Here is a 13,037-nt window from a genome sequence, read left to right as displayed (position 1 = left end):
TCAAGGGGCTGTACTCGAAAGGGATTCGGGCGACAAACGAGGTCTCAGGCGAAGGCGGGCAGGGCCGCCGGTCCGTGCCGGAAGTCCGGGTCGACCTGGGCGGCCAGGTCCTGGCCGGTGGCCGCGTTCGCCCAGGCGGTGGCGTTGCGCAGATGGAACTCCACGGCGTGCCGCTGGAAGGCGTCCCAGTCCTTGGCCCGCGCGTCCACGGCGGCCCGCAGCCGGTCCATGGCCCGGGAGTTGTGCGGCTCCAGCGCACCGCCGCCCCGGCCCTGCTCCTGGGCGCGGACGTACGACGACAGCTCGCAGTGGGCCAGCAGGTCCTCGCCCACCCGCTCCCGCAGGAAGGCGAGGTCGTCCGCACCGGTCACCTTGTTGCCGACCACGGCGACCGGGATGCCGAACTCGGCCGCGTGGTCCCGGTACTGGCGGTACACGGAGAGGCTCTTGCGGGTCGGCTCGACCACCAGGAACGTCATGTCGAAGCGGGTGAACAGACCGGAGGCGAAAGCGTCGGCGCCCGCCGTCATGTCGACGACGACGTACTCGCCGGGCCCGTCCACCAGATGGTTGAGATAGAGCTCCACCGCGCCGAGCTTGGAGTGGTAGCAGGCCACCCCGAGGTCGCTCTCGGCGAACGCCCCGGTGACCATCAGCGGCACCCCGGCGATCTCCTGGACGTGGTGGGAGTGCACCTCGTCGTCGCCGAGCAGGCGCAGCAGCCGCGAGCCGCGCCCGGGCGGGGTCGTCTTGACCATGGCCTCCCGGGACGCGATCCGGGGGTTCGTGCCGCGCAGATAGTCCTTGATCGCACCGGTCCGCGCGCTGAGTGGCGGCGCCGTGAACAGCTCGTCCTCGTCGAGTCCGAGGGCGTGGGCCAGGTGCTGGTTGATGTCGCCGTCGATCGCGACGACCGGCGCGCCGGACCGCGCCAGCCGACGGGTGAAGAGGGCCGACAGGGTGGTCTTGCCGCTGCCGCCCTTGCCGACGAAAGCCACACGCATCGCTAGCCGTCCCTCCTGTTGAAAATGGAAGTCATGATCACAGGGTGGAGAGAGTGCCGGGCGGTGTCAAATCGGGGTGACCCAACCGGGTTGCGGCCCGAGGGAGTTGACGGAGCCCCGGATCCGGCGGGCGGTGGCCGCCGCTGCCCTTCCGGGCCCGCTGAGCGCCGCCCGCCCTGATCGCCACGCCTTGACCCCCGTCGGCGGCAGACCTAGCCTCCAGCCAACACACCTGGACGGATGGGTCGACGATGGCGGACGCACGGGAACCCGGCCGGCAGCTCCAGGTGGAGACCCACGGCCTCGACGTGATCGGCGACGCCGACCGCAAGGGCACCCCGCGCACGCTGTTCTGGCCCTGGTTCGGTGCGAACGTCTCCGTCCTGGGAATGAGCTACGGCGCCTTCGCGCTCGGCTTCGGCATCTCCTTCTGGCAGGCACTGGCCGCCGGAGTCCTCGGGATCCTCGTCTCCTTCCTGCTCTGCGGCTTCGTCGCGGTCGCCGGGAAACGCGGCTCGGCACCCACGATGGTGCTCAGCCGGGCCGCGTACGGCGTGCGCGGGAACCGGCTGCCGTCGGCCGTCTCCTGGGTGCTCACCGTCGGCTGGGAGACCGTCCTCATCGCCCTCGCCACCATGGCCACCGCGACCGTCTTCGCCCGGCTGGGCTGGGGCGGCGGCACCGGCACCGAAGTGGTCGCCCTCATCGTGGTCTGCGCCCTGACCGTGATCGGCGGAGTGATGGGCTTCGACCTGATCATGCGGCTCCAGACCGTGATCACGGTGGTGACCGGCGTCCTCACCCTCGGCTACGTCGGGCTCGTGGCCGACCACATCCACTGGGCGACGGTGCGGGCGATCCCGTCCGGCTCCGCCCAGGAGTTCATCGGCGCGCTGGTGTTCATGATGACCGGCTTCGGACTCGGCTGGGTCAACGCGGCCGCCGACTACTCCCGTTACCTGCCCCGGAGTTCCTCGGGCCGGGGCGTGATCGGCTGGACCACCTTCGGCAGCTCGGTCGCCCCGCTCCTCCTGCTGGTCTTCGGCCTGCTGCTCGCGGGCTCCTCCGACGCCCTGGACAAGGCGATCGCCGCCGACCCCATCGGCGCGCTGACGACCATCCTGCCCACCTGGTTCCTGGTCCCCTTCGCCGTCGTCGCCGTCCTCGGCCTGGTCGGCGGCGCGGTCCTGGACATCTACTCCTCGGGCCTCGCCCTGCTCTCCGCGGGCCTGCGGGTGCCGCGCTACCTGGCCGCCCTGGTCGACGGCGTCCTGATGATCGCCGGCTCGGTCTACATCGTCTTCTTCGCCGACGACTTCCTGGGCCAGTTCATGGGGTTCCTCACCACCCTCGGCGTCCCGATCGCCGCCTGGTGCGGCATCATGCTCGCCGACCTCGCCCTGCGCCGCCGTGACTACGACGAGGCCGACCTCTACCGCCCGGACGGCCGCTACGGCGACGTACCGCTGCCGCCCCTGCTGCTCACCGTGGCCGCCACGGCCCTCGGCTGGGGCCTGGTCACCAACAGCTCCGCGAGCTGGCTGACCTGGCAGGGCTATCTGCTGGGCCCGTTCGGCCTCGGCGGCACATCCGGTGCCTGGGCGTACGCCAACCTGGGCGTCCTGGCCGCCCTCGCGCTCGGCTTCCTCGGCACCCTGGCGCAGGGTCGCGGCCGGGTCCGCGCCCAGGAGACCCGGACCGCGACCACTCCGGCGCCGCCGGCCTGACCACCCGGCCCGCTGCCCGCACGACCACCCCGCCCGGACAGTCAGTCACAATCGCCACGCGGCGCGACCTACAAGGAACGGCCCTGGCACCGTCCCCGAACCGCCCCCGCGAACCGCCCCGGCCTCGTCTTAGCCCCGCACCGTGCCCGCCTCGTCCCGTCCCGCCGCCGCCAGGCCGGAGCTGCCCTTCGGTCGCCCGGGGTCAGGAGCCCGGACGCATGCCCCGGCCCCGATCGGGTACGCGTGCCGTGGCCGCCCGGTACGCACCGGTCCCTGCGGCCCGTACCACCACTACCTGGGGATCTGCCATGGAGACACCCGCACACGACGACCTTCCGACGCCGGCCCAGCGGGCGCTCGACACGCTGGCCGTGAACGCCGAGGACCCTGACGCCCTGGACACGCTCGCCCACAGCGACGTGCTGGTCCCGGTGCCGGACGACGCGGCGGAGGCGGCCGACCCCGCGATGATCGCGCTGCCCGTCCTGGAACGGCCCGACGGCGACCCCGTCGTGCCCGTGTTCACCTCGGAGGGAGAGCTGACCGGTCTGCTGCCGACGGTCTCCCGCTACCGCCTGGTGCCGCTGGGCGCGCTCGCCCAGCAGTGGCCCGAGGACAACCTGTCGCTCGCCATCGACGGCAGCTCGACGCACGCGCTGACGCTGACCTCCGAGGGCGTGCGCACCCTGCTGGCCCGGCCGACGGGCTGACGAGGGTTCCCGGTCACCGGGAGGTCGCCGCGCGGGCCAGAATGGCCCCATGGAATGGATCTCCGGGGTGGCCGGGGGACTGGTACTGATCCTGGTCCTGCGCAGCATCCTGCGTACCCTCGTGGTCCCCCGGGGCCTGTACTCCGTGCTGGTGTACCGGCTGTGGTGGACCCTGCGCAAGCTGCTCTGCCTCACCGCGCGCGGCCGCGACTACCGGGCGATCGACCGGGCGGAGACCTGGCTCGCCCCGCTGATGCTCATCGGCATGCTCGCCGCCTGGCTCGGCGGGGCGTTCCTCGGCTTCGGCCTGCTGCTGTACGCGTTCTCCCCGCTGTCCTGGAGCACCGCGTTCCGGGAGGCCGGCTCCAGCCTGTTCACCCTCGGGTTCGCCAGCGGCGACCGGCTGCGGCTGTCCGCGCTCGACTTCGTCGCCGCCGCCACCGGCCCCGTCGTCATCGCCCTGCAGATCGCCTACCTCCCCACGCTGTACGCCGCCTACAACCGCCGCGAACTGGAGGTCACCCTCCTCCAGTCCCGGGCCGGCGAGCCCGCCTGGGGTCCGGAGATCCTGGCCCGGCAGTGGCTGGTCGACACCGAGGTGGCGCTGCCCCAGCTGTACCGGGACTGGGAGCGGCTGGCCGCGGACATGGGGGAGAGCCACGCCACCTACCCGGTACTGCTGGCGTTCCGCTCGCCCCGCCCCTACCGCAGCTGGCTGGTCGGGCTGATCGCCGTCATGGACGCGGCCGCCCTGCAGCTCGCGCTCACCCCGCGCGCCGCCCCGCCGGAGGCCCGCCTGGTGTTGCGCGCCGGGTTCACCGCCCTGCGCGACATCGCCGCCTCGGTACGGGCGACCTTCGACTCCGACCCGCCCCCGGACGCCCCGATCGACCTGACGTACGGCGAGTTCGAGGCGGCCGTGACCATGCTGGAGAAGAGCGGCTTCCGCGCGGAACGCGGCACGAGGGAGGCCTGGCCGCACTTCCACGGCTGGCGGGTCAACTACGAGGCCGTGGCCTATGAACTGTGCCGCCGGTGCGACGCCGTACCGGCGCTGTGGACCGGCGGGCGCGACTTCCCGTCGGACCCGATCCCGCCGATGCGCCCGGTGGACCGGCAGCCCCCCGGAGGACGGCCGGAAGTTCCCCCCGGCGACGGGTAGCGCGGCCCATCCTGAGGGAAGATCCCAGCGAGGGGTCGGGGAGACCGAGAGGGGCGGATCGTCGTGAGGGTCGTCCTGCTGGGCACCGCCGCCGGAGGCGGATTCCCGCAGTGGAACTGTGCCTGCGCGCTGTGCGCCGCCGCCCGGGACGGCAAGCTGCCCTCCCGTAGCCAGGAGTGCGTCGCCCTGACCGGCAACGGCCGGGACTGGTGGCTGCTCAACGCCTCCCCGGACATCCGCGCCCAGCTCACCGCCACCGCGGTGCTCTGGCCGGGTCCGGGCCCCCGGGAGACCCCGGTGCGCGGGGTGCTGCTCACCGACGCCGAGGCCGACCATGTCACGGGTCTGACCGTGCTGCGCGGGGCACCGGACCTGAAGGTGTACGCGGCCCCGCCCGTGCGGACGGTGCTGGCCCCGGCCCGCGGCGCCCTCGACCGCTACGCCCCCTGGGAGTGGGCCGACAGCCTGGCCGACGGCGGCTTCGTGCTGTCCGGCGGCCTGGTCGTGACCGCGCACCCGGTGAGCGCCAAGGCCCCGAAGTACGTCCCGGCCGGGCTCGCGGGGGCCGACGGCCGCTGGGTCACGGCGTACCGCGTCGAGGACCTGGCCACCGGGGGAGTCCTGCTCTACGCGCCCTGCGTCGGCGCCTGGAGCGACACGCTCGACGAGCTGTGCGAGGAAGCCGACTGCGTCCTGCTGGACGGCACTTTCTTCACCGCCGACGAGATGGGCTCCACGGTCCGCTCCGGACCCGGTCAGGCCGCCCTGGGCCATCTCCCGGTCTCCGGCCGGAACGGCAGCCTCGCCGCCCTGGCCCGGCACCCCCGCACCCGCCGGGTCTACACCCACCTCAACAACACGAACCCCCTGGTCGACCCGGCCTCGCGGGCCCGCACCCAGCTGGCCGAGGAGGGCATCGAAGTCCTCCCGGACGGTATCGAGTTCGCGCTCTAGCCGGCAGCCGGACCTTCGAGCATCCGCTCCAGCGCGGCCCGCTGCAGCGGCCGTACCTCGGCGTGCCGGGCGCGGCCCTTGGCGGTGAGCGCGACCCACACGCCCCGCCGGTCCTCCACGCAGACCGACCGCTCCACCAGACCGTCCTTCTCCAGCCGCCCGATCAGCCGGGACAGCGCGCTCTGGCTGAGATGCACCCGTCCCACCAGGTTCTGCACCCGGCAGTGGTCACCCTCAACGGGCATCTCGGTGGCCAGCAGGTCGAGCACCTCGAAGTCGCTCGCGCCCAGCCCGTGCGGGTGCAGCACCCGGTCGATCTCGCACATCGTGCGTGCGTGCACCGACAGGATGTCCCGCCAGCGTTCCTCCAGCCGGGCCTCGGCCGTTGTGACTGCCATACCCGCACCGTAGCACCGATCCGGCCAATCGTTGAGTGTGCAACTAGTGCGGGTGCAAGCAGTCTTCCGCAGGCCGTACCAAGGGAGGGCGGTACGACGGTCAGGCCACCGGGTCCTGGAGCAGCCCCACCATGTTCCCGTCGGCGTCCTTCACGGAGGCGACCAGTCGGCCGTTGCCGACGTCCCGGGCGTCCTGGACCAGCTCCGCACCCGTCGCCAGCAGCGCCGCGAGCCGCTCCCGCAGATCGGTGACGTGCCAGAACGGCGTCGGCCCGGTCAGTCCCTGGGCATGCCCGTTCGGGTCCAGGCCGACGTCCTGTCCGGCGGCCTTGTACCCGATGTAGTACGGCTCGTCGGCGTACGGCTCGACGCCCAGCAGGGCGGTGAACAGGGCCTTGGCCCGCTCCGCGTCCTTCACGGGGTAGATGATCGTCTGGATGCCTGCGGTCATGGTCTTCTCGCTCCTCGTACGTGGCTGCCCGGCGCGGTCCGTCCGGTGGTTCCCACGCTAGGAGCGCGAGGGGCGGCACGGCTTCTCGAAAACTGACCGGCTGCCGGACCGCCCGCACCGCGCCTCAGGTCGACTCGCGCCGCACCAGTTCCGTCGGCAGGATCACCGCCGCCGGGTCCTCGCCGCCTATCTGGGCGAGCAGGACGCGGACCATCTCGGTGCTGATCCGGTCCCAGGGCTGGCGGATCGTGGTGAGCGCCGGCGACACCGTGGTCGCCACCGGGGAGTCGTCGAATCCGCCGACAGCGATGTCATCCGGGACCCGCTTGCCGGCGCGTTGCAGCACCGTCAGCACGCCCTGGGCCATCAGGTCGGAGGCCACGAACACGGCGTCCAGGTCCGGGGCCTGCGCGAGCAGCCGCTCGGCACCGGCCTCGCCGCTGGCCCGGCTGTAGTCCCCGGACACGATCAGCGACTCGTCGATCTCGACGCCCGCCTCGGTGAGGACCTCCTTGTACCCGGCGAGCCGCTCGACACCGCCGGGGGTGTCCAGCGGACCGGTGATCATGCCGATCCGGCGGCGGCCCAGCGACAGCAGATGCCGGACCATGTCCCGGGCGCCGTCCCGGTCGTCGGCTGCCACGTAACTCACCTTCGAGCCGAGGCCGATGGGCTTGCCGCAGGCGACCAGCGGCACGCCCGCCGCCCGCAGCTCCTCGGCGACCGGGTCGCCGGAGTGACTGGACACCAGCAGCACCCCGTCGACGTGCCCGGCGCTGATGTACCGCGTGATGCGCCGCCGTTCGTCCTTCGTGCCCGCCAGCATCAGCAGCAGCGGGATGTCGTGCCCGGCCAGCGCCTGGGTGCAACCGCTCAGCAGCACATTGAAGTTGGGGTCCTCGAAGAACCTCTCCTGGGGCTCCGTCAGCAGGAAGCCGACCGAGTCCGAACGACCGGTGATCAGCGAACGCGCGTGCCGGTTCACGACGTACCCGGTGCGGCGGATGGCGTCGTTGACCGCCTCCTGCGCGGCGGGGCTGACGTAGTGCCCGCCGTTGAGCACGCGCGAGACGGTTCCCCGTGAGACGCCCGCCTCGCGCGCCACGTCATGAATCGTCGGCGGTCTGCGCCGGCCCCCCGCATTACTGCCCATGGTCATGACTTTACGGCCCCGGACAGCAGGTCAAGGCTCCAGAACCGCTGAATGACCAGGAACAGCGCGATCAGCGGCAGCACGGCCAGGAAGGCTCCGGTGATCACCAGGGTGTACAGCGCCGGAGTGTTGGCGCCCTGTTCGAGGAGCGTGTACAGCCCGAGCGTGAGCGGGAACTTCTCGTCGTCGCTCAGCATGATGTACGGCAGCAGGAAGTTGTTCCAGACAGCCACGAACTGGAACAGGAACACCGTCACCATGCCGGGGATCATCATCGGCATCGCGATCCGGGTGAAGATCCGCCACTCGCTGGCCCCGTCCATCCGGCCGGCCTCGACCACGTCGGCCGGCACGGCCGCGGCCGCGTAGATCCGGGAGAGGTAGACGCCGTACGGGGAGAGGATCTGCGGCAGCAGCACGGACCAGTAGGAGTCCGTGAGATCGGCCTTGGCCAGCAGCAGGTACTGCGGGATGGCCAGGATGACCGGGGGCATCAGCACGCCGGCCAGCAGCACGTTGAAGATCGACTCACGGCCCGGGAAGCGGTAGGTGGCGAGTGCGTAGCCGCTGAAGGCGGACACGCAGGTCGACAGCAGGGCGCCCAGACCGGCGTACAGGGCGGAGTTGCCCATCCAGTTCCAGTAGATGCCCTCGCGGTAGGCGTCGAGGTCCTTGAGGTTGTCGAGGAAGCCGGTGCCGGGCAGGAAGGTGAAGGTGGAGAACAGCTCACTGCCGGACTTGGTGGACGCGATCACCACCCAGGCCACCGGGAGGAGCGTGTAGATCGCGCCGAGGAGGAGCGTGAGCGTCGGGATCAGGGCGATACGGCGGCGCAGCGGCGGACCCTGGGCGGTGCCCGGAGTCGTACCCGCGGCCGGGGCGGCCTTGCGGACGGCAAGAGAACTCACTGGGCTGCCTCCTGCTTGTTGCGGCGGTTCGCGGCCCGCAGGAACCCGAAGGACAGCACCAGCGTGGCGAGGGCGATCAGCGTCGCCTCGGCCGCCGCCGAGTAGATGTCCCCCTTGGCGAAGGCGTCGACGTACACCTTCATCAGCGGACTCCAGGTCGTGTTGACCGAGTTGGTGAGGGGCTTGAGGGTGGTCGGCTCGTTGAAGACCTGGAGCGTCGCGATGATCGAGAAGAAGAAGGTCAGCACCAGTGAGGGCGCCAACATCGGGATCTTGATCCGGAGGGCGGTCTGCAGCGGGGTGGCGCCGTCCAGCTTGGCCGCCTCGTACACCTCGGCCGGGATCGACCGCAGCGAGGTGTAGATGACGATCATGTTGAAGCCGGTGCCGCCCCAGACCGCGATGTTCGACAGGGCGAGGTAGAGCGGCCCGCCGTCCAGCAGGTCCGGCTGCGGAAGGTGCAGCTTCGCCAGCACGTAGTAGAAGGGGCTGACGTCCGGCAGGTACAGGAAGCCCCAGAGCAGCGCGGCCACCACGCCGGGGATGGCGTACGGCAGGAAGATCGCGAGCCGGGTGAAGGGGGCCAGCCGGACCCGCTCGGTGTCGAGCATCAGGGCGAACAGCAGGGCGAGGCCCAGCATCACCGGGACGACGATGCAGCCGTAGCCGACGACACGCAGCGCGCCGGCCCAGAACTCGTTGTCGGTGAGGGCGTCCCGGTAGTTCTCCAGTCCGGCCCACACCTCGCTGCGGGCGCCCGCACCCAGGCCGAGGCCGGAGACGTGCACCTTGCGGAAGCTCAGCCAGACCGCGTACCCGATGGGCAGCGCGAAGAACAGGGCGAAGAGGGCGGTGGCAGGGAGGAGGAAGGCGTACGGGGCCCCCTTGACCCCGTACGACCTCCGGCTGGTGGGGCTGGTCACTGAGAGACCTCGAAGCCCTGCTTCTTCATGTCGGCGACCGTGGCCTCCTGCATGGTGTCCAGGGCGGCCTCGAAGTCCGACTTGTTCTTGGCGGCGGCGCCGAACGCGTCGTTGAAGGACGTGTAGGCCACGTTCACGTTCGGACCCCACGCGGACGGGGCGGTCGTCTTCGCGATCTCGGCGGCCTTGGTGTAGAAGTCCGCCTGGTTCGAGAAGTACTCCGGCGGGCTGGAGAAGGCGCCGCTGAGCTGGGCCGAAGTGGACGCCGGGTAGATGCCGCCCTCCTTGGCCAGCGCGTTGAGCGCGTCGCCGTCGGTGTTCAGCCAGGCGGCGAACTTGGCGGCGGCCTCCTGGTGCTTGGAGTCGGTGGTGACGGCGGTGGAGGAGCCGCCCCAGCTGCCGGTGACGTCCTCGGACGCGGACCACTGGGGGAGCGGGGCCATCGCCCACTTGCCCTTGGTGTCCGGCGCGGCCGTAGTCAGCGTGCCCGGCGCCCACACCGCGCTCACCCAGGCGATCTGCTTGCCGGTGTTCAGCGCCTTGTTCCAGGCCGGGGTGTACATCGGCTGGTTGTCGATGGCGCCCTCCTTGACCAGGCCGCCCCAGAACTTGGCGACCTTCTGGGTGGCCGCGTCGTTGATGGCGACCTTCCACTTGTCGCCGGAGGTGGTCCACCACTTGGCGCCGGCCTGCTGGGCGAGGCCCGCGAACAGGCCGGAGTCGTTGGCGGAGAACGTGGTCAGGTCGGTGTCCGGCGCCTTCTTCTTCAGCGCGCGGGCGGTCTTCGCGAACTCGTCCCAGGTGGTGGGGACGGTCAGGCCGTACTTCTTGAAGAGGTCCGCACGGTAGTAAAACATCATCGGGCCGATGTCCTGCGGCACCGCGTACACCGCGTCCGTCCCCAGCGTGACCTGCTGCCAGACACCGTCCGCGAACTTGGACTTGGCGTCACCGACGCTCTTCGATATGTCGGCGACGGCGTCGTTGCTGACCAGCGTCGGCAGCGCCTGGTACTCGGCCTGCACCAGGTCGGGGCCGTTCTTCGCCTTGTGCGCGGTGAGGATCTTGGTGACCAGCGTGTCGCCGGACGCCTGCTTCTTCACCGTGACGGTGATCTGCTCCTTCTTGCCCTCGCCCTTGTTCCACAGGTCGACGACCTTGTCCATACCGGGCGCCCAGGCCCAGTACGTCAGCGAGACCGGACCGGAGTCGGCCTTGCTGTCGTCGTCGGACGAGCCGCAGGCGGCGAGGGCGGTGGCGCCGAGCGAGACGGCGACGGCGGTTGTCACGAGGCGGCGGCGCTTCGTGTGCGGCATGGATCTCTCCCCTGACCTGGGTCCCCGCCCGTCGCGGGGACCTGCCATGCAGATGAATGTGTGAGCTTTTCCAGACAACCCAGACAACACAGACCCGGATCATCGCCCGTCGCGAGTCCGTGCCATGCTCTGTGAGCGTTCACAGTAGAGAAACATCCCAGACACTTGTCAATGGTTGTTGCTGTGCGGTTATGTTGGGCTCACGCCACGATCGTTGTGTGTGAACGTTCCCAAATGATCGATTAAACGGGAGAGATCCATGCCGGACACCACCCCCAGGGGCCTGACCAGGCTCGCCTTCGGCGGTGACTACAACCCCGAGCAGTGGCCGGAAAGCGTCTGGCAGGAGGACGCCCGGCTGATGCGCGAGGCCGGGGTCACGATGGTGAGCGTCGGGATCTTCTCCTGGGCCCTGCTGGAGCCGGCCCCGGGGGAGTACGACTTCGGCTGGCTCGACCGGGTCCTCGACCTGCTGCACGAGAACGGCATCCGCGTCGACCTCGGCACCCCCACCGTGGCGCCGCCCGCCTGGTTCTACCGCGCCCACCCCGAGGCCCTGCCGGTGACCGCGGAGGGCGTGCGCTACGAGTTCGGCTCACGCGGCGCCATCTGCCACAGCAACGCCGACTACCGCGCGGCGGCGGCCGGCATCACCACCCGCCTCGCCGAGCGCTACGGCGACCACCCGGCGCTGGCGATGTGGCACGTCCACAACGAGTACGGCGTCCCCGTCTCGGCCTGCTACTGCGACTCCTGCGCCGCCCACTTCCGGCGCTGGCTCGCCGACACCCACGGCACCGTCGACGCGGTCAACGAGGCCTGGGGCACCGCCTTCTGGGGCCAGCACTACACCGGCCTGGCGCAGATCAACCCGCCGCGCGCCACCCCGACCGTCGGCAACCCGGGCCAGGCCCTCGACTACAAGCGGTTCACCGACGCCACCATCCGCGAGAACTTCCGCGCGGAGCGGGACATCCTGCACCGCCTCTCGCCCGGCGTCCCGGTGACCACCAACTTCATGACCGCCCTCAGCCAGTGCGACTCCATGGACTACTGGGCCTGGGGCCGCGAGGTCGACCTGGTCACCAACGACCACTACCTGATCACCGACGGCCGCCGCACCCACGTCAACCTCGCGATGGCCGCCGACCTCACCCGCTCGGTGGCCGGGGGCGCGCCCTGGCTGCTGCTGGAGCACTCCACCTCGGGTGTCAACTGGCAGCCGCGCAATCCGGCCAAGGCTCCCGGCCAGATGGCCCGCAACTCCCTGGCCCATGTGGCCCGCGGCTCCGACGGCGCGATGTTCTTCCAGTGGCGGCAGTCCCGGCGCGGCGCCGAGAAGTTCCACTCCGCGATGCTCCCGCACGGCGGCACCGGGACCCGGGTGTGGCGCGAGGTCGTCGAACTGGGCGCCTCCCTCGACTCGTTGGCCCAGGTCGAGGGCGCCCGCACCCAGGCCGACGCGGCCGTCCTGTGGGACTGGCAGTCCTGGTGGGCGCAGAACCTCCAGTGGCGCCCCAGCGCGGACCACGACCCGCGCGAGCGTGCCGACGCCTTCTACGAGGCCCTCTACGACCGCCACCTCACGGTCGACTTCGCCCACCCGGAAAGCGACTTGTCGGCCTATCCCCTTGTCGTCGTACCGGCCCTCTACCTGATGACGGAGGCGGCCGGGAACAACCTCAAGGAGTACGTCGAGAACGGGGGCACCCTGGTCGTCTCCTACTTCTCCGGGATCGTCGACGAGCACGACGCCGTGCACGAGGGCGCCTACCCGGGCCCGCTGCGCGACGCCCTCGGCCTCACCGTCGAGGAGTTCTCGCCCCTGCTCCAGGACCAGCGGGTGCGCCTCACCGGACCCGACGGCTCCGAGCTGACCGGCGACGTGTGGACCGAGTTCGTCGTCCCGGGCGCCGCCGAGACCGTCTGGACCTACGCCGACGGCCTCACCGCCGGCCACCCGGCCGTCACCCGGCACCGGCTGGGCGAGGGCACCGCCTGGTACGTGTCGACCCGCCTGGACGCGCAGGGCCTGGACGCCCTGCTCGGGTGGGCCGCCGAGGACGCCCGGATCGCGCCCCGCGCCGACCTGCCCCGTGATGTCGAGGTGGTCCGCCGCACCGGCGACCACGGCACCTTCCTCTTCGCCATCAACCACACCGCCACCGACGCCAAGGTGCCGCTGGAGGCACACGGCACCGAACTGCTGACGGGCGAACGCGCCGCGGGCCGCCTCGCGGTCCCCGCGGGCGCCGTCCGGGTCGTCCGGCTCGACGGCTGAGCCCCGGCCGCGGACCGGGCCGCCGCACCCGGGTCCGCCGAGACTCCCCT

12 protein-coding genes are annotated in these 13,037 nt (G+C 71.3%); 5 read left to right on the top strand and 7 right to left on the bottom strand.

Annotated elements, in window-relative coordinates; all coding sequences use genetic code 11:
* Positions 1-44: 44 nt before the first annotated feature.
* Complete coding sequence (locus ACGFZQ_RS49560) at positions 45-1,004, bottom strand: adenylyl-sulfate kinase (RefSeq protein ID WP_351736341.1); 960 nt, start codon at positions 1,002-1,004, stop codon at positions 45-47.
* Positions 1,005-1,255: 251 nt separating this feature from the next.
* Here ACGFZQ_RS49560 and ACGFZQ_RS49555 point away from each other — a divergent pair, with 251 nt between their 5' ends.
* The 4 genes from ACGFZQ_RS49555 (at position 1,256) to pqqB (ending at position 5,557) form a co-directional block, all read left to right on the top strand.
* Complete coding sequence (locus ACGFZQ_RS49555) at positions 1,256-2,731, top strand: purine-cytosine permease family protein (protein ID WP_393846086.1); 1,476 nt, start codon at positions 1,256-1,258, stop codon at positions 2,729-2,731.
* A gap of 308 nt (positions 2,732-3,039) precedes the next feature.
* A complete protein-coding gene (locus tag ACGFZQ_RS49550) occupies positions 3,040-3,441 on the top strand; it encodes an SseB family protein (protein WP_351736337.1) in 402 nt (133 codons plus the stop codon).
* A gap of 49 nt (positions 3,442-3,490) precedes the next feature.
* A complete protein-coding gene (locus tag ACGFZQ_RS49545) occupies positions 3,491-4,603 on the top strand; it encodes a hypothetical protein (protein ID WP_393846085.1) in 1,113 nt (370 codons plus the stop codon).
* A 63-nt stretch (positions 4,604-4,666) separates the two neighbouring features.
* Positions 4,667-5,557 (top strand): pyrroloquinoline quinone biosynthesis protein PqqB, encoded by an 891-nt coding sequence (gene pqqB, locus ACGFZQ_RS49540; protein ID WP_393846084.1) that lies wholly within the window; start codon positions 4,667-4,669, stop codon positions 5,555-5,557.
* On the opposite strand, the gene ACGFZQ_RS49535 is transcribed toward pqqB, so the two are convergent.
* The 6 genes from ACGFZQ_RS49535 to ACGFZQ_RS49510 all read right to left on the bottom strand — a co-directional run bounded on the left by ACGFZQ_RS49535 (position 5,554) and on the right by ACGFZQ_RS49510 (position 10,706).
* Entirely contained in the window at positions 5,554-5,955 is a 402-nt protein-coding gene (locus tag ACGFZQ_RS49535; protein ID WP_393846083.1) for a MarR family winged helix-turn-helix transcriptional regulator, read from the bottom strand. The genes pqqB and ACGFZQ_RS49535 overlap by 4 nt on opposite strands.
* A 100-nt stretch (positions 5,956-6,055) precedes the next feature.
* Positions 6,056-6,406, bottom strand: a complete 351-nt coding sequence (locus ACGFZQ_RS49530) for a VOC family protein (protein WP_393846082.1) — start codon at positions 6,404-6,406, stop codon at positions 6,056-6,058.
* 124 nt (positions 6,407-6,530) lie between these two features.
* A complete protein-coding gene (locus tag ACGFZQ_RS49525) occupies positions 6,531-7,565 on the bottom strand; it encodes a LacI family DNA-binding transcriptional regulator (RefSeq protein WP_351702799.1) in 1,035 nt (344 codons plus the stop codon).
* Complete coding sequence (locus ACGFZQ_RS49520; protein WP_351736327.1) at positions 7,562-8,467, bottom strand: carbohydrate ABC transporter permease; 906 nt, start codon at positions 8,465-8,467, stop codon at positions 7,562-7,564. The genes ACGFZQ_RS49525 and ACGFZQ_RS49520 overlap by 4 nt, the downstream gene beginning before the upstream one ends.
* On the bottom strand, positions 8,464-9,390 hold the full coding sequence (locus tag ACGFZQ_RS49515) for a carbohydrate ABC transporter permease (RefSeq protein WP_393846081.1): 927 nt from the start codon (positions 9,388-9,390) through the stop codon (positions 8,464-8,466). Before ACGFZQ_RS49515 ends, ACGFZQ_RS49520 begins: the two co-directional genes overlap by 4 nt.
* The gene (locus ACGFZQ_RS49510) at positions 9,387-10,706 is read right to left on the bottom strand and encodes an ABC transporter substrate-binding protein (protein ID WP_393846080.1); all 1,320 of its coding nucleotides are present in this window, start codon (positions 10,704-10,706) and stop codon (positions 9,387-9,389) included. Before ACGFZQ_RS49510 ends, ACGFZQ_RS49515 begins: the two co-directional genes overlap by 4 nt.
* Before the next feature lie 259 nt (positions 10,707-10,965).
* Here ACGFZQ_RS49510 and ACGFZQ_RS49505 point away from each other — a divergent pair, with 259 nt between their 5' ends.
* Positions 10,966-12,987 (top strand): beta-galactosidase, encoded by a 2,022-nt coding sequence (locus tag ACGFZQ_RS49505; protein WP_393846079.1) that lies wholly within the window; start codon positions 10,966-10,968, stop codon positions 12,985-12,987.
* The last annotated feature ends 50 nt before the right edge of the window (positions 12,988-13,037 follow it).

It is taken from the genome of Streptomyces sp. NPDC048254, from assembly GCF_043201895.1.
In the GTDB taxonomy this organism is placed as follows: Bacteria; Actinomycetota; Actinomycetes; order Streptomycetales; family Streptomycetaceae; genus Streptomyces.
The sequence above is the reverse complement of the archived record's forward strand: the minus strand, read 5'-3'. Positions and strand labels throughout refer to the sequence as shown.